Consider the following 15,612-nt stretch of genomic DNA (forward strand, 5'->3'; position numbering starts at 1 on the left):
ACCGCGTCGATTCACCCCGACCGCGCCGACGTCCGGGAGTACACCGCCCGGCGAGTGTCACCTCTGCCGCCACCCCGGGTCGCGGGGGTGTCCCGGGTACCATCGGACCCGACCGGCACAGCGGGGGGACCACCGCGAACCACTGAGGGGGTAGATCGATGCCTGACACGCAACCGACACTGTCGGTGGTCGTCCCGGCATTCAACGAAGCCCGGTCGATCGGCCGATGCCTCGACAAGCTTCTCGCCCAGTCGACGCCGATCGAGGAGATCATCGTCGTCGACAACAACTCGACCGACGAGACGTTCGCCATCGCATCGGCGTACAGCCGGGACCACCCCACCGTCCAGGTGCTCGTCGAACCGCGGCAGGGCGTGCAGCACACCCGCGACCTCGGTGTCGGTACGGCCACCGGAGAACTGGTCGCCCGTATCGACGCCGACACCTACGCCGAGCCCCGCTGGGCCGCCAACATCGTCGACTTCTTCGCGGTGGCCCCCGATGACATCGCCGGCGGCTACGGGATGTCGACGATGCACGACATGCCGCTGCAGCGTCCGTTCACGGCGATGCAGGCGCGTGTGACCAGGCGTGTGGGCAAAGCGCTGGCCCAGGGACAGGTGACCGTGGTCGGCGAGGCGATCGGCGCGAACTGCGTCATGCGCTCCGAGGTGTGGCGACAGGTCGCCGGGAAGACCAGTCCCCGCGACGACATCATGGAAGACGCCGACCTGTCGCTGACGATCCGGGACGCCGGGTGGCGCATCGCCCTCATCCCCGGCATGGACGCGCAGACCTCCGGACGTCGGCTGTACTCGAGCCCGCGCAGCTATTGGAAGTACACCGCCTACAGCCCGCGCACCTACGCGATGCACGGTCGCCGGCGTGCGATGGTGCTCGCGTCGATCGGCATCCAGTTCGCTCGGGTCGCGCAGATCGGGCTGTGGATTCCGTTGTTGTGGTGGGATCCGACCGCGAAGAAGTTCGGTCTGGTCCCCCGGGGCCTGCGCCGCACCGATCGGGAACTCCCGTCGGGGCATCGCTCCGACTCCACGCCGCAGCGCTGAACGTCGTCGGCCGCCACGTGGCGGCCGACGGGTGCGTGTGGTTCCCGGTTCAACCGGTCCACAGTGTGCGATTCTTCGTCTGGACGACCCGACCACCGGGCGGGTCGGGCGACGCGTCCTCGGAGGTCGGCGATGAAGCAGCTACGCGCGCGTGACTCGGCGTATGTGTTCCTCGGCGGATCGCGCGGGGTGTCCTCACGCGTGCTCTCGTGCTGGGTTCTCGCACACGACGACGGTGGCGCGGCGGACCTGCCCGTCGACGCGGTCGTCGACACCATCTGTCGCCGGTTGAGCGTCGACGAACGTTTCACCAGCAGGCTGGTGCGGGTCCCCGGCGACCTCGGGCACCCGTTCTGGATGCACGACCCCACCATCGACATCGCCGACCAGATCGTCGTCGACGATCGCCCGGGTCTCCGCTGGCACGACGCACAGGAGACACTCGCCGACATCGCGGCCACCCCGTTCGACACCGACCGCCCGCTGTGGTCGATGCACCTGATCACCAACGTCGCCGGCCTCCCCTCCCAGCCCGGACTCGCGACCATCCTGTGCGTCTCGTTCCACCACGCGGCCTTCGACGGGATGTCGTGGGAGAAGACGATGCACCGACTTCTCGCCGACACCCCGTCCGCTCCCCCGGAGCACGTCGTCATCGGCCCGCGTGAGGCGTCCACCGCGCGGATCGTCGCGGCGCAGGTCCGGCGGGCACCACGGGAATGGGCGACGTTCCTCGGCAACCTCGGGCGCATGGCGCGCGAGGCGCGCCGGATCGCCCGGGCGCGCCGTCCCGAGCAGTTGCAGTACGAGCGGCACGGCGCGCCGCAAACCCGGTTCAACACCGGCGTGCAGGGCAGGCGGTGGACCGACTACCTCGAGTTCCCGCTGACCGATCTGCAGGCCGTGCGCGATCGGGTCCCCGGTGCGACGGTCAACGACGCGCTGCTGTCGATCATCGGCCGCACGGCGCATCTGTACCTGAGCGAACACGGCGAGGACCCCGACGGCTCACTCGTCGCCCTCGTACCGATGTCGACCCGCGGCGCGCGGGCCGACGACAACGCCAACCAATTCGTGCCCCTGGCAATCGAATTGCACTCCGGGGTGCCCGACATCGACACCCGCCTCGGACTGATCGCGACCAGTTCGTCCGTCGAGAAGTCACGGGCCACGAAGGTCACCCGCAGCGAGTTCTGGAAGGCCGTGAACTCGGCGCCCGCCCTCGCCCTGCGTCTGGTGGCCCAGATCGAACGCATCCCGCGGCCGGGCGGGGCCACGAAGCGGCCGAGCGTGAACACGGTGGTGTCCAACGTCATCAACCACACCCCGGTCAGCTCCATGATGGGCGTGCCGACCGCATCGGGGTTCGCCTACTCGCCGCTGGGCGGCGACTCGACCCTGTCGCACTGCGTCGTCACGGGGTTGGGCAAGGTCATGATCGTGGTGACCTCGGATCAGACCGTCATGCCCGACATGCCGCGATACATGCAGTTGCTGCAGGAGTCGGTCGACGCGCACCAGGCGCTGATCCGGTTGTCCGACGCCGAGTGATCAGGCGGTCGCGTCCAGCGACGCGATCACCTTGGTCTCGGTGATCCACACGGCCAATTCGCCGGGCACCCCGTTGCGTGCACCGAACTCCTCGGCCCGGTCGGCCCCCATGTACCGGGCCCCGGCCGCGGTCGCTATCCGGCGGACGTCGTCGGGGTCTTCACTGACCTCCACCCGTCCCTGCACCTGAACGAAGGCGTACGGGGGTTCCGGGAGGTCGATGCACATGACCACCCGCGGATCGCGCGCCAGCGCACGACCTTTGGCGGTCGTCGCCCCGGTGTTGAACGCGATGCGGTCGCCGTCGAGGACGAACCACACCGGCGCGACCAGGGGGCGGCCGTCGGACGCGGTGTAACCCAGGTGGCCGGTCTTGGTGCCCTCGGTCAGGAAGGCACGCACCTGCGGATCGGACAGCTCACTCATCGTCGGTCACTCCGGTCTCTCGGGGACGGGTTCGGGTCCAGCGTAGTTGCCCACATCAGAGCCGCCCCGCCGACAACCGCGCGGCGATCACCGACGCCGCCATCATCAGGGTGGCGTGGGGCCCGCTCGATCCGGAGCTGGGCAGGATCGATCCGTCGATCACGCGCACGCCGTCGAGACCGGTCACGGCCCCGTTCCAATCGGTGATCCCACCCATCGGCATCGACCCCCAGGCGTGTTGCGAGGTCAGGACGACGTCGTCCACCGTCACGCTGTCGGCGTCGAGGAGCCCCGCGAACCGTCGGCCGGCGAGCATCTCCACCAGTCGATCGGCCCACGATCGCACCAGCGTGATGTCGTCGGGGGCGACGACGCCGAGGTCCACCTGCTGGGCCCCCGCCGCGTCGATGGTGAGCGATCCCGATGCGCGCGGCGCCATCAGCGCGATGCCGATCGCCGCCCCCGTCGGTTCGACGCCCTCGATGTAGCGGGCGAAATCATCGTTGTAGCAGCGGATCTCCAGTCCGTCCTCGGTGTGCAGCACGGTCGGCAGCAGCGGCAACTGCGCCCCGGCATCACCCCGGGGGCGATACCGGATGAGGAGTTCGCGGTGTTCGCCGATCCGCCGCGTCGCCGCCGCCCCCGTCGACCGCGCGATCAGCGCCGCCGACGCCAGGGTGCCCGCGCAGAGGATGGTCTCGTCGGCCGCCACCGTCTCGCCGGTGTCGAGCAGCACCCCGCGGACCAGGGATCCGTCGACGCGCAGACGGTCCGCCCGCGCCCCCGTGCGAACCGTGAGGTTCGACCGTCCTCGCGCCGGCCACAGGTAGGCACGGTCGGCGGGCACCCGCTGCGACCCGCGTGAATTCGATCGCACCCGGTTGACACCCACACGGGGCGTGACGGAGTCGATCTGCTCGTAACCGTCGTCTTTCCAATGCTTTTCGAACGCCGCAGCGATCGGGGTCAGTTCGTCGTCGGTGAACTCGCGCACCGACATGGCACCGCCACCGTCGGCACCACCGTCGATGTCGGTGTACGCCGCAGCGATGGTGTCGAGGTCCCACGAGTCACGATCCCATCCCGCGAAATCGTCGTCGTGCCAGCGCATGAAGTACCCGCCGTTGACCGCCGAGGAGCCGCCCGGGCCGCGCCCCCGGGGCAGGGCCTGGCCACCGACCGCCCGATGGTGGGTCACGCGGCGTGAGGCCGGGCCGACGGGCAGCATCGTCAGATCCAGATCCGCATCGTCGGCCGCCGTCGCCCCCTCCTCGAGGAGGATCACCTCGACGGTGTCGTCCCGGGTCAGCCGCTCGGCCACCACACATCCGCAGCTACCCGCGCCGACCACGACGATCCGACGGGTCGCGGTCACTCCGGTGGTCGCCGGCCCGCCGCCGAGGACGGCAGCTGATGGGATCCCCAGCGTCCGATCACCGGGCGCAGCGCACCGAGGTTGCGGCCGGTGACCGCGCCCTGCCACAGCCCGGTGCCGTAGGCGAGGTCGTCGAGCCTCTTGATGGCCACGAACCGTGTGACACCCAGTCGGACAGGCGCATCGGGGTTGAGCATCTCCGAGCGCATCCATTCGACGACACCCTCGGCCAACGCCACCGCCAGCAGGACCGATCGGAAACGACGTGACACCAGGGCCAGCAGGATCGACAGCGGCCAGTAGTGCCGGCACAGCGCCGATGCCATCTGTAGGAATCCGAACCCCACCGATTGTGCGGTGAGCCGCGCGGCGACGCGGGGTGCGTCGGGGATGTGGGCGATGCGTTGGTGGAGTCGGTGCGCGATGAACCCGATCATCGCGACCATCAACCCGAAGCCCCACCGCGAACGGGTGAGGGCGGCGACCATCGCGATCATCATCGGGGTGTTCATCACCATGGGCGACGCCAACGTCTGGTGCCGATCGGTGAGCAGTGCGGCACCGGTGCCGTAGTACCGACGCCGATCGAGACCTGCGCGCAACGCCACGCGGTGGTCGTGCTCGGCCAGCGCGACGGGGTCGTACCGGATGACCCACCCATCCGAGCGCAGACGCCAACACAGATCGACGTCCTCGGCCACCCGAAGCGACTCGTCGAAGCCGTCGAATGCGCTGCGGCGCATGATCATCGCGGCACTCGGAACGTAGCCGATCCGAGTTCCCGGTGCGACGGGACCTTCACGGCGGCCCATGTCGAGCGAGGAGTGCAGGGCCTCGTAGCGGGCCATCGGGCCGCCGTCCGGTCGCATCGCGGTGATCCGTGGTGCGACCAGCGCGACCTGCTCGTCGGAGAAATGGCCGAGGAGTTTGGGCAGCCAGTCCGACCCCGGCGTGACGTCGGAGTCGAGGAAGGCCACGAAGTCGGTCTGCACCCGGGCGGCACCCAGGTTGCGGGCCGCGGCGGGCCCCGCGCTGATCTCGGTACGGATCACCTCGGCACCATCGGCGGTCACCGGTACCTGGGAACCGTCGTCGACGACGATCACACGCACGCCGTGTAGTGCGGACACCAGCCGGTCGATCCCGGTCTGGTTGTCGCGCACCGGGATCACCACCGTCACATCGGATTCGGTCGGTCCGAACATCGGACGCGGGTGCGCGACGCCGGCGTCGAGCAGCGTCCGCGCCAGAGACGCGGTCGCCGGGCTGCTCACGCAGATCCGCCCGTCGGGGTCGATCATCTTCGTCGCCGCCGCGGACAGCGAGAGCACACGCAGCGGTGAACCACCCACGATGTGTCGTCCGCCGGGGACCACGGTCGCGCGCAGGTCGATCTGCACCTGAAAACCGTTGGGAAGTGCCTGTTTCGGCGTCACCGACTGCTTCTCGTCGGCGTCCGGGGTGGTCTCGTCGACCGACGGTGTGGTGTTCGGCGTCATCGGATCATGCCGTTCGCGTCGGGGGCCCATCGGTTCACCGCGTCGACCAGCCGCACGGTCAGATCGTCGAACAGCTCGCGACCCCGATCGGCCGTCGCGGTCACCGGATCGCCGAGGACACCGGTCGCGCTCACGGCACGCACACCACCGGATCGCATGGCACCCATCAACTCCCCCAGCGGTGCGGTGTTGCCCGAGGAGACCCGTTCGGACCGGACGAGCTGAGGCGAGAGATGCAGCAGCAGAGAGGTTTCCGTCTCACCGGCGTGGGCATCGGCGCCCGCGACACCACACGGGAACCACGTCACGTCGCGCCCCTCGTGGCGCAGAAGGGTCACGGCCGACGACAGGGTGGCCACGTTGCCTCCGTGTCCGTTGACGAACACCACACGCCGGGCCCAGAGGCAGGCACTGCGGCCGAACTCGACGAGAAGGATCCGTAGCGCCTCGTGACCGATCGACAGGGTCCCCGGGAAGCTCTGGTGTTCGCCGCTCGCCCCGTAGTTGAGGGCGGGCGCCACCAGCGCGTGGTCGCCGACGTTGTCCGCCGCACCCTCCGCGACCGCGGTGGCGATGCGGACGTCGGTGTCGAGCGGGAGATGGGGTCCGTGCTGTTCGACCGACCCGAGCGGTACGACCAGAGTGCACCCGCGTTCGTCCAGCTCGGGCCACGTCTGCGCACCGAGCCCACCGGGGCAGGTCATTCGGACAATGGTAGACACCCCGGCCGGATCTGAACACCGGAAGCACGTAATGGATTTCGAGACGTCGGCGTGTCGCGAGGTCAGATGTCGGCGCGGGGCGCGCCCCACCCCACACATGAACCCGCATTCAGTTATGCGATGCTGAGGTTCCGTGCGGCCGCCTGGTGCGGACGCGTTCCCCACTGTCGACGACGAGGTGTGCGATGAGCGAGAGCAACCGTCCCCAGAATGGCCCGCTGAGCAGCGTGCGAGTGATCGAGTTCGCCGGGATCGGCCCAGGACCGCACGCCGCCATGTTGCTCGCCGACCTCGGCGCCGACGTGATCCGCGTGCAGCGCGCGGGCACGCTGCCCACACCGGGCCGCAATGCCGATCAGCTGCTGCGTGGGCGGTCCGCGGTCGTCGAGGCGAACCTGAAGTCGCCCGAGGACAAGGCGGCCGTCCTGCGTCTGATCGAGAAGGCCGATGTGATCGTCGAGGGTTTCCGTCCCGGGGTGATGGAACGGCTGGGTCTCGGACCCGACGATCTGCACGCCGTCAACGAGGGACTGATCTACGGGCGGATGACCGGGTGGGGCCAGGAAGGCCCGTTGGCCGATCGCGCCGGCCACGACATCAACTACATCTCCCTCACCGGTCTCCTGCACGCCGTCGGCCGCGCAGAGGAACGTCCGACCCCGCCGCTCAACCTTGTCGGTGACTTCGGCGGAGGGTCGATGTTCCTCGTCCTCGGTGTCCTCGCGGCGGTCATCGAGCGGCAGCAGTCGGGCAAGGGTCAGGTCGTCGACGCCGCGATGGTCGACGGCGCTTCGGTTCTGGGACAGATGATGTGGGCCTTCCGGGGCACCGGCCTGTGGCAGGACCAGCGCGGCGTCAACCTGCTCGACACCGGTGCGCCCTACTACGAGGTGTACGAGACCTCCGACGGCAAGTACATGGCCGCGGGCGCCATCGAGCCGCAGTTCTACGCCGAGATGATCAAGGGTCTGGGGCTGGCGGACGCGGATCTGCCCGACCAGAACGACATCGCGCGCTGGCCCGAGCTCAAGGCACGGTTCACCGAGACGTTCGCGTCGAGGACACGCGACGAGTGGGCCGCGATCTTCGACGGCACCGACGCGTGCACGACCCCGGTGCTCACCTTCGCCGAGGCCCCCGAACACCCGCACATGGCGGCTCGGCAGAACCTCACCGAGATCGACTCGGTCATGCAAGCCGCTCCGGCGCCGCGCTTCTCGCGCACCAGCACCGAAGAGCCCGCAGGACCGGTCCGCACCGCAACCGACCCCTCGACCATCTGGACCGACTGAGCCCGACCGCTCGCCTGAAGGACCCAATCCGCCGACCGGGTCCGTGCTGACGGACTACTCAGACTTTCGTGCTGCCCTGGTCCATCGAGAACTGTGATGCCGTGACCGTGCGGGCGGCGTCGGAGCACAGGAACATCACCATGGCCGTCACCTCGTCGCGGGTGCTGAAGAACGGGTCGTTGAGGATCGGCGCGAAGTGCGGCTTGTACTTCTCGATGGTGAACGCGTGCTGGGCGGAGGTGTCCTCGAACGCCATGGGTGTGTCGACGGCGTACGGGTGGATGGTGTTGACCCGGATCTTGTACTCGCCAACCTCTTTGGCGACCGTCTGAGCCATCCCGGTGAGGGCGTACTTCGACGCCGTGTACGACGCCTGCAGCGGCATGGCCTTGAGACCCGCCGACGAGCTGACCACGACGATCGACCCACCTCGCCCGCCCGCGATCATCGACGGCAGGACGGCGCGCAATGTCTTCCACGTACCGACGACGTTCACGTCGAGCACGTCGGTGAACTGAGCCTCGGTCAACTCCCAGGACTGGCCCCAGGTGAGGATGCCGGCGTTGGCGATGACGTGGTCGATGCCCCCGAACTGCTCCACGCCGTCGGCGACGAGCTGCTCCTGGAAGGCCAGATCACGCGTGTCGCCCTGTCGCGCAAGGATCTTGCCGCCGACACCCTCGACCTCGCGGATCGTCTCGGCGAGGTCGTCGGCGGTCGCGTGCGGGTAGGTGGTGTGGTCGGCGACCGGCCCGGCGATGTCGAGACCGATGATCGCCGCACCCTCCTCGGCGAACCGGATGGCGTGGTTGCGACCCTGCCCACGGGCGAGCCCGGTGATGTAGACGACCTTGCCGTCGAACTGTCCCATGGCATCAAGTTACACCAAACTGGAACGTGTTCTAGTAAATCCTCCGGCAGTCCATCCGGGGTCAGGCCGTCTGCTCGCCGAACCGTCTCTCGAAGCCGTCGGGGATGATGATGTCGTCGCGAGAGAGTTCGTGGATGCTTTTGCGGCCCAGCCCCATCAGGGCGGAGTCGATGCCGCCGCGCAGGATGTCGAGGACGTTCTCGACGCCGGCCTGTCCGTTGGCCGCGAGACCCCAGAGGTAGGCGCGGCCGATCATGACGGCGTCGGCGCCCAACGCGAGTGCTTTGACGACGTCGCTGCCGCGGCGGATGCCGCCGTCGAGCAGAACTTGCATGTCGGTGCCGACGGCGTCGGCGATCGGCCCCAGCATCCGGATCGTCGCCGGGGTGCCGTCGAGGTTGTTACCACCGTGGTTCGACACCGACAACGCGGTGGCGCCGATGTCCCGGGCACGTTTGGCGTCGTCGAGCCGCGTGATGCCCTTGACCATGAACGGTCCTCCCCACTTCTCCCGCAACCACGCGAGGTCCTCCCACGACGGCGGTGAGGTCTGCATCCACTGGCCGTAGGCACCGAAGAACGTCGGGCCGAGCTCGCCGGGCTCGGCGAGGTTCGGCGCTGTCAGATCGGGGATGATGGGCTTGCCCTTGTTGAACCAGTCCCAGGCGTACTTCGGGCGCATCGCGATCTCGGGCGCAAGCTTCAGCAGCGCCTTGAGATCGACCTTCTCCGGGATCTCCGGTGAACCCCAATCGCGACCCATCGAGAACGACCAGTCAGTCGTCACGATGAGTCCCTTCGCACCCGCGGCCCGGGCCCGCTCGGCACGGGCCAGAATCTCCTCGCGCGAGTTGAGCCAGTAGATCTGGAAGAACGTCTGCGGGTTCGCGGCCGCGACATCCTCGACCGGCTTGGACGCAAAGCTGCTCAACCCCATGGCCGTTCCGCGTGCCGCGGAAGCACGGGCGACCGCGACCTCACCGTCCTTGTCGACGGCCTGGACCCCGGTCGGGGAGATGATCACCGGCATGGAGATGTCCTGGCCCATGATCGATGTCGACAGCTCCCGCTCGGCGTGTGCACCCACGACGTGCGGTGCGAAGCCGATCTCACCGAACGCCTCGACGTTGTCGGTGATGGTGATGCCCTTCTCGCTGCCGGCGACAAGTGCGGAGTACACCGAGCGCGGCAGTCGCTTCTGCGCTCGACGCTGAGCCTCGAGGACAGTCTCGAACCAGGGATTGGCCATGGGAGTTCAACTACTTTCGGTGAGGAGAGATCAGAGGGCGGCGAACCCTGCGAGGGGGTTCTCGTCGCAGTCACGACTCGGCGGTCGAGTCATCAATGTCAGGGGCACGCCGCGGGAGTGGTCCTTGTTGGCCGTGGGCGTCGAGCGTTCGCCGGCAAGCAAAGCTTCGCCGAAACCCTGCACGCATTCGGGGTCGGGGCCGTCGAGGGGCAGTCCGGTGAAGAACTTCGCGGCCATGCAGCCACCGCGGCAGGCATCGAAGTGCGCACACTTGGTGCACGCGCCCGCGTTCTGCGGCTCACGGAGCTCGAGGAAAAGCTCCGACTGCTGCCAGATGGTCTGAAAACCACCGTCGGACAGGATGTTCCCGGCGAGGAAGTTCTCGTGGATCGCGAACGGGCACGCATACACGTCACCGATCGGATCAATCAGGCACACGACACGGCCGGCACCACACAGGTTCAGCCCCGCGAGGCCCGAGCCCGGTGAGCCGTCGCTGTAGGCGGCGAGGTGGAAGAACGAGTCGCCGGTGAGCACCTTGTCGCCACGCTTCACGAGCCAGTCGTAGAGCTCACGCTGCTGGGACGGCAACGGGTGCAGGTCATCCCAGACATCCGCGCCGCGGCCCGAGGGTCGCATCCGCGTGATGCGCAGCGTGGCACCGTACCGGTCGGCGAGATCTTTGAACTCGTCGAGCTGGGATACGTTGTGCCGGGTGACGACCACGGAGATCTTGGCGTCGGCGAAGCCGGCCTCGTGCAGGTTCTCCAACGCGCGGATTGCCATGTCGTAGGAGCCGGGCCCACGTACGGCGTCGTTGACCTCCGCGGTGGCACCGTCAAGGGAGATCTGCACATCCACGTAGTCCGATGCCGCCAACCGCTGCGCCACGGCCTTGTCGATCTTCAACCCGTTGGTGGAGAACTTCACCCCCACCTGGTGGCTCGTGGCGTAGTCGACCAGCTCCCAGAAGTCCGGGCGCACCGTCGGCTCGCCACCACCGATGTTGACGTAGAACACCTGCATCCGCTGCAACTCATCGATGATCGCCTTGCACTGCGCGGTGTCGAGCTCGCGCGGGTCACGCTTACCCGACGACGACAGGCAGTGCACACACGACAGATTGCAGGCGTACGTCAACTCCCACGTCAAACAGATCGGGGCATCGAGCCCCTTCTCGAACTGATCGACGAGGCGACCGACTGGAGCGGAGGCGGGACGGTCGAGCGTGGTGGTCATGCGGACTCCCGGGGCGTGGTGGCCGGCACGATCGTCGCGGACTGGGCGAGCGAGGTGAGGGCCTGGAGGTACAGGGGACGATCGGCGTCGGCGATCGGAGATGCGGCCAGGGCGGACTCGGCACTCGGGTGGTCGGCGAGAGACTTCACGAGGTCGACGACGATCAGGTTCTTGAGGAACGACAGCTTGCGCGTCCCGAAGTGATACAGCAGGGCACCGAACGGTTCCGGGCGCAGGGCCACGCTCGGGTTGAGCACCCACGCGGCCGAAGCGTCGAACACCCTCGGACCATCCGTGGCACCAGTGGTGTCCGACGTCTCGGCCGTGTCGACGCTCATGTCAGTAGACGCCGCACATACCGTCGATCGAGACCTCTTCGACAAGGCTCTCGGTGACCAGCTCGGCAGAATCGCCGACGGGCGCGGTGACGTCGGTGGACGGGGTGGAGGTGTTCTCGGCCATGATTGTCCTCTCGGGTGATGTGGGTCACGTCGGACTATAATGGCACCGAGTGCACAAAAGCTAGACCCGAGCGATCACTCGCACGGATTCGGACGCGGCGAGAGGGGACGGTTGTGGCATCACCACAGCTCGGCCGACGTCCGAGTACGACGAAAACGCAGATCAGCGAGCTGGCGATCGCTCTGTTCACCGAGCGCGGCTTCGACGAGACGAGTGTCGACGAGATCGCGCAGGCCGCGGGGATCGCCCGCCGGACACTGTTCCGCTACTACCCGTCGAAGAACGCAATCCCCTGGGGTGACTTCGACGACCACCTGTCGGCCATGCGCGATCACCTCGCAGGACTCCCTCCGGACGAGACCGTCGCCGACGCCCTGCGCTCGGCCCTCGTCGCGTTCAACGCGGTGTCCGACGACCAGGTCGCCGCACACCGTCGACGGATGACCCTGCTGCTGACCGTGCCTGCGCTGCAGGCGCATTCGATGATCATGTACACCGGCTGGCGCGAGGTGATCGCCGAGTACGTCGCGGTGCGCACCGGCAGCACGGCCGCAGATCACCTACCGCAGACCGCGGGGTGGTTGATGCTCGGCGTCGCCCTGTCCTCCTACGAGCAGTGGCTCGCCGACCCGTCGACAAACCTGACCGCCTTGCTGACCGAGGGCAGCCGTATTCTCGGACAAGGCCTGGAAGCGCTCTAGTGGTCTGCCACCAAACGAGCGGGGTGTGGAACCGCCGCCTCCCACTGGGTACTCTCAAAACTAGAACGTGTTCTTATTCTGCGAAGGGTGTCCGATGTCGCCGATCACGCCGCACAGCGCGCGCAGTGTCGTCCTGACCGTCGCCGAGGTGGTCTCCGAGACCGCCGACGCCACGTCGCTGGTGTTCGAACTCCCCACCTCCGACGGCGCGCCGCCGATGGACTACAAGCCGGGGCAGTTCCTGACCCTGCGGATCCCCAGCGATCAGACCGGCTCGGTGGCCCGCTGCTACTCCCTGGCGTCGTCGCCCTTCACCGACGACAAGCCCAAGGTGACCGTCAAGCGGACCACCGACGGTTACGGCTCCAACTGGCTGTGCGACAACATCTCCGCCGGTGACGAGATCGAGGTGCTGCCGCCGTCGGGCGTCTTCACGCCCCCCGATCTCGACGCCCCGCTGCTGCTGTTGGCCGCGGGCAGCGGCGTGACGCCGATCATGTCCATCCTCAAGGCCGCCCTCGAGAAGGGCTCGGCGCCTGTGGTGTTCTTCTACGCCAACCGCAGCCAGGACGACGTCATCTTCGCCGAGGAACTGCGGACCCTGCACGAGCGATACGACGACCGGCTGACCGTCGTCCACTGGCTCGAGAGCGTCCAGGGCCTTCCCCGCGTGTCTGCGCTGACGGCGTTGTTCCGCCCGTACGCCGCCCATCACGCCTTCATGTGCGGGCCCGGACCGTTCATGGACGCGCTGCACACCGCGTTGGCCGACGCCGGGTTCCCGCACAAGCAGGTGCACGCCGAGGTCTTCACCTCGCTGTCCGGCGACCCGTTCGACGACCCGGACACCGCCGAGCTGACCGAGGAGCAGACCGCCGACGCCGCGTCGGTGTCGGTGGAACTCGACGGCACCGTGCACGAGCTCTCGTGGCCCCGCAGCCAGACCCTCGTCGACATCATGATGGCCGCCGGCCTCGACGTGCCGTACTCGTGCCGCGAGGGCGAATGTGGTTCCTGCGCATGCACGGTGGTCGACGGAACGGTGGAGATGGAGAACGTCGGCGCGCTCGACCAGGAGGACATCGACGACGGCTACATCCTGGGATGCCAGGCCCGCCCGACATCGGACCACCTGACCATCGAGTTCTGAGCCGGCGCGACTTCTCAGCAGGCCCTGCGCTGGCGCAGGGCTCGGAGTTCGGCGCGCGTGGTCACGTCGAGGTGCTCGGTGGCATACGACAGGGCGGTACGACCCATCGCGGGCGCGTTGTCGCCCAGGTAGGCGAGGAGTTCTTCTGCATCGCAGCGTTTCCCGGCCTCCGGCAGCATCCATCCGAACGCCTTCTGGATGAGGTCCCTGCGGTCGGCGATCACGAGCGGCGCCACCTCGTACAGCGCGGCGGCATCACCGCGTTTGAGGAACGCGAAGGTCGCGACGACGCCGACCCGCCGCGTCCACAGCGTGTCGTCGGCCGCCAGTTCGGCGAGCAGCCCGCGCGGACGGTCGATCAGCCATTCACCGAGGATCGGATCGGCGGAGCTGTCCACCAGATCCCAGTTGTTCACCCGACCGCCTCGGACCGCCTCGAGGTAGAGCTCGACCCATCGCTCTCGCCGGTCGTCGGTGGCCGCTCGCTCGAACCCGTCGCGCAGCAGGAACAGTCCGATCAACCGGTGTTCGTGCATCGCGCTGTCGAGCAGCGTGATGACGCCGCTCGGCTCGAGGCCGGTGAACGTCCTCGTGAGCGAACGCAGCTGTGGGACCGGCACACCCACGAACCGATCGCCTTCGGCGTAGTCGCCGGGACCGGTCTTGAAGAACCGTTGCGCACCCTGGGCCCGGACCGGATCGGCGAGTGCGTCGACGGCGGCCGCCACCGCCGCGGGTGTGAGCCGATGATCGCTCACCGCGGGGTCACAGCAGGTCGGCGACCGGCGTGCGCGCGGCGACCGTCGGCCGCATCTTCATCACCGCACCGGCGCGACCGGCGCCGACCACACCGGTCAGGATGCCGTCGCGGCTGAAGTAGGCGAGGAATTTGTCGCCGTCCTCGTCGACGATGTGGACGTCGTCGTCGGCCGCGGGTGCCCCCAGGCACTGGATCTTGAGATCGAACTGGTCGGTCCAGAAGTAGTGGACCACCGGCGTCGAGGATGCCTTGTCGGTGCCCGCGATCGCGTCGGCGACGACCTTGGCCTGCTCGACCACGTGGTTCCAGTGCTCGACCCGCCGACCGAACTCACCGGTCTCGTCGGACCAGTTCGCGACGTCGCCGAGTGCGTAGACCCCGTCGGCGGAGGTCTTTCCCACGGCGTCGCAGGCGATCCCGCCCCCGACCGACCGGTCGGACAGGTCCAGGCCGATGGTCTCGGCCAGCGCAGTGGTGGGGGTCGAGCCGATGCCGAGCACCACGAGGTCCGCGTCGAGCGTGGACCCGTCGTCCAGTCTGATGCCGGTGACAGCACCGTCAGCGGCGGTCAGCTCGGCGACACCCACCCCGGTGCGGACGGTGACGCCGCGATCGGTGTGCAGCTTCTCGACCCGCGCACCGATGGTCGGTCCGAGCGCAGCGTGTAGTGCGCTCGGCGCCGGCTCGACGATGGTGACCGTCGCGCCGAGGATCGACAGGCTCGCCGCCGCCTCACAGCCGATGAACCCGGCGCCGACGACCACGGCCCGGACGCCCTCGCGGGCGGCGGCGCGCAGTTCGAGCGCGTCGTCGTACGTGCGCAAGACGTGCACGCCGTCGATCTCGGCCGCGGCGGAGCCGCCCTGGACAGCACTGTGCGGGAGAAAACGGGGATCGAGACCCGTTGCCAAGACCAGGGTCTCGAACGCCAGGGACTCCCCCGCTCCGACGTCGACGCTCTTGGCGGCGAGGTCGACACCCTGCACGTCGGTGTCGAGGAGCAGGTGGATGTGGTTGTCGGCGTACCACTCCTCCGCCTTGAGAGCCACCAGGTCGCGTTCGCCGCGCAGCACCGCCTTGGACAGCGGCGGGCGGTCGTAGGGGATCTGACTCTCCTTGCCGATCAGTGTGATCGGCTCGGAGTACCCGGCCTGTCGCAGGTTCTCCGCCAGTCGTGCGCCACCGAGCCCGGCACCGACGATCACCACTCCAGCATTCATAGAAGATCCCTCTCGTGTCATCGACACC

General features: G+C 68.3%; 16 protein-coding genes. 5 read left to right on the forward strand and 11 right to left on the reverse strand.

What is annotated here, in order from left to right:
• The first annotated feature begins 158 nt into the window (after positions 1-158).
• Entirely contained in the window at positions 159-1,067 is a 909-nt protein-coding gene (locus LX13_RS17445; protein ID WP_253662531.1) for a glycosyltransferase family 2 protein, read from the forward strand.
• 132 nt (positions 1,068-1,199) lie between these two features.
• Positions 1,200-2,618, forward strand: coding sequence for a wax ester/triacylglycerol synthase domain-containing protein (locus tag LX13_RS17450; protein ID WP_253662532.1), 1,419 nt, complete (start codon positions 1,200-1,202; stop codon positions 2,616-2,618).
• Here LX13_RS17450 and LX13_RS17455 read toward each other — a convergent pair whose 3' ends face one another.
• The 4 genes from LX13_RS17455 to mftE are packed head-to-tail and all read right to left on the reverse strand — an operon-like array spanning position 2,619 to position 6,622.
• Entirely contained in the window at positions 2,619-3,044 is a 426-nt protein-coding gene (locus LX13_RS17455) for a PPOX class F420-dependent oxidoreductase (protein ID WP_253662533.1), read from the reverse strand.
• Positions 3,045-3,099: 55 nt separating this feature from the next.
• Entirely contained in the window at positions 3,100-4,419 is a 1,320-nt protein-coding gene (mftG, locus tag LX13_RS17460; RefSeq protein ID WP_253662534.1) for a mycofactocin system GMC family oxidoreductase MftG, read from the reverse strand.
• On the reverse strand, positions 4,416-5,918 hold the full coding sequence (mftF, locus tag LX13_RS17465) for a mycofactocin biosynthesis glycosyltransferase MftF (RefSeq protein ID WP_253662535.1): 1,503 nt from the start codon (positions 5,916-5,918) through the stop codon (positions 4,416-4,418). Before mftF ends, mftG begins: the two co-directional genes overlap by 4 nt.
• Positions 5,915-6,622, reverse strand: coding sequence for a mycofactocin biosynthesis peptidyl-dipeptidase MftE (gene mftE / locus LX13_RS17470; protein WP_253662536.1), 708 nt, complete (start codon positions 6,620-6,622; stop codon positions 5,915-5,917). The genes mftF and mftE overlap by 4 nt, the downstream gene beginning before the upstream one ends.
• A 203-nt stretch (positions 6,623-6,825) precedes the next feature.
• Here mftE and LX13_RS17475 point away from each other — a divergent pair, with 203 nt between their 5' ends.
• Positions 6,826-7,932 (forward strand): CaiB/BaiF CoA transferase family protein, encoded by a 1,107-nt coding sequence (locus tag LX13_RS17475; RefSeq protein WP_253662537.1) that lies wholly within the window; start codon positions 6,826-6,828, stop codon positions 7,930-7,932.
• A gap of 58 nt (positions 7,933-7,990) precedes the next feature.
• Here the strand turns inward: LX13_RS17475 and LX13_RS17480 are convergent, their stop codons facing one another.
• The 5 genes from LX13_RS17480 to mftA form a co-directional block, all read right to left on the reverse strand.
• Complete coding sequence (locus LX13_RS17480) at positions 7,991-8,803, reverse strand: mycofactocin-coupled SDR family oxidoreductase (RefSeq protein ID WP_253662538.1); 813 nt, start codon at positions 8,801-8,803, stop codon at positions 7,991-7,993.
• A 61-nt stretch (positions 8,804-8,864) separates the two neighbouring features.
• Positions 8,865-10,052 carry a pre-mycofactocin synthase MftD gene (mftD, locus tag LX13_RS17485; RefSeq protein WP_253662539.1) on the reverse strand — a complete coding sequence of 396 codons (1,188 nt, stop codon included), beginning with the start codon at positions 10,050-10,052 and terminating at the stop codon, positions 8,865-8,867.
• Between the two features lie 30 nt (positions 10,053-10,082).
• The gene (mftC, locus tag LX13_RS17490; RefSeq protein WP_253662540.1) at positions 10,083-11,291 is read right to left on the reverse strand and encodes a mycofactocin radical SAM maturase; all 1,209 of its coding nucleotides are present in this window, start codon (positions 11,289-11,291) and stop codon (positions 10,083-10,085) included.
• Positions 11,288-11,629: a mycofactocin biosynthesis chaperone MftB gene (gene mftB, locus LX13_RS17495; RefSeq protein ID WP_253662541.1), complete on the reverse strand. Its 342-nt coding sequence runs from the start codon at positions 11,627-11,629 to the stop codon at positions 11,288-11,290. Before mftB ends, mftC begins: the two co-directional genes overlap by 4 nt.
• A gap of 1 nt (position 11,630) precedes the next feature.
• Complete coding sequence (gene mftA, locus LX13_RS17500) at positions 11,631-11,753, reverse strand: mycofactocin precursor MftA (RefSeq protein WP_253662542.1); 123 nt, start codon at positions 11,751-11,753, stop codon at positions 11,631-11,633.
• Between the two features lie 113 nt (positions 11,754-11,866).
• On the opposite strand from mftA, the gene mftR reads away from it, so the two are divergent.
• Both mftR and LX13_RS17510 read left to right on the forward strand, forming a co-directional pair.
• Entirely contained in the window at positions 11,867-12,454 is a 588-nt protein-coding gene (gene mftR, locus LX13_RS17505) for a mycofactocin system transcriptional regulator MftR (protein WP_253662543.1), read from the forward strand.
• 94 nt (positions 12,455-12,548) lie between these two features.
• The gene (locus tag LX13_RS17510; protein WP_253662544.1) at positions 12,549-13,604 is read left to right on the forward strand and encodes a ferredoxin--NADP reductase; all 1,056 of its coding nucleotides are present in this window, start codon (positions 12,549-12,551) and stop codon (positions 13,602-13,604) included.
• Positions 13,605-13,618: 14 nt separating this feature from the next.
• Here LX13_RS17510 and LX13_RS17515 read toward each other — a convergent pair whose 3' ends face one another.
• Together LX13_RS17515 and LX13_RS17520 are read right to left on the reverse strand one after the other, a co-directional pair.
• Positions 13,619-14,332: a DNA alkylation repair protein gene (locus tag LX13_RS17515; RefSeq protein ID WP_253662814.1), complete on the reverse strand. Its 714-nt coding sequence runs from the start codon at positions 14,330-14,332 to the stop codon at positions 13,619-13,621.
• Between the two features lie 37 nt (positions 14,333-14,369).
• Positions 14,370-15,584 (reverse strand): NAD(P)/FAD-dependent oxidoreductase, encoded by a 1,215-nt coding sequence (locus tag LX13_RS17520; protein ID WP_253662545.1) that lies wholly within the window; start codon positions 15,582-15,584, stop codon positions 14,370-14,372.
• Positions 15,585-15,612: the final 28 nt, after the last annotated feature.

Origin of the sequence: Williamsia maris (genome assembly GCF_024171815.1) — a bacterium.
GTDB classification, from domain to species: Bacteria; Actinomycetota; Actinomycetes; order Mycobacteriales; family Mycobacteriaceae; genus Williamsia_A; species Williamsia_A maris.

Coding starts and splice junctions, on each gene's coding strand:
- LX13_RS17445 (WP_253662531.1), top strand. CDS start 159: ATGCCTGACACGCAACCGACACTGTCGGTGGTCGTCCCGGCATTCAAC.
- LX13_RS17450 (WP_253662532.1), top strand. CDS start 1,200: ATGAAGCAGCTACGCGCGCGTGACTCGGCGTATGTGTTCCTCGGCGGA.
- LX13_RS17455 (WP_253662533.1), bottom strand. CDS start 3,044: ATGAGTGAGCTGTCCGATCCGCAGGTGCGTGCCTTCCTGACCGAGGGC.
- mftF (WP_253662535.1), bottom strand. CDS start 5,918: ATGACGCCGAACACCACACCGTCGGTCGACGAGACCACCCCGGACGCC.
- mftE (WP_253662536.1), bottom strand. CDS start 6,622: ATGACCTGCCCCGGTGGGCTCGGTGCGCAGACGTGGCCCGAGCTGGAC.
- LX13_RS17475 (WP_253662537.1), top strand. CDS start 6,826: ATGAGCGAGAGCAACCGTCCCCAGAATGGCCCGCTGAGCAGCGTGCGA.
- LX13_RS17480 (WP_253662538.1), bottom strand. CDS start 8,803: ATGGGACAGTTCGACGGCAAGGTCGTCTACATCACCGGGCTCGCCCGT.
- mftD (WP_253662539.1), bottom strand. CDS start 10,052: ATGGCCAATCCCTGGTTCGAGACTGTCCTCGAGGCTCAGCGTCGAGCG.
- mftC (WP_253662540.1), bottom strand. CDS start 11,291: ATGACCACCACGCTCGACCGTCCCGCCTCCGCTCCAGTCGGTCGCCTC.
- mftB (WP_253662541.1), bottom strand. CDS start 11,629: ATGAGCGTCGACACGGCCGAGACGTCGGACACCACTGGTGCCACGGAT.
- mftA (WP_253662542.1), bottom strand. CDS start 11,753: ATGGCCGAGAACACCTCCACCCCGTCCACCGACGTCACCGCGCCCGTC.
- LX13_RS17510 (WP_253662544.1), top strand. CDS start 12,549: ATGTCGCCGATCACGCCGCACAGCGCGCGCAGTGTCGTCCTGACCGTC.
- LX13_RS17520 (WP_253662545.1), bottom strand. CDS start 15,584: ATGAATGCTGGAGTGGTGATCGTCGGTGCCGGGCTCGGTGGCGCACGA.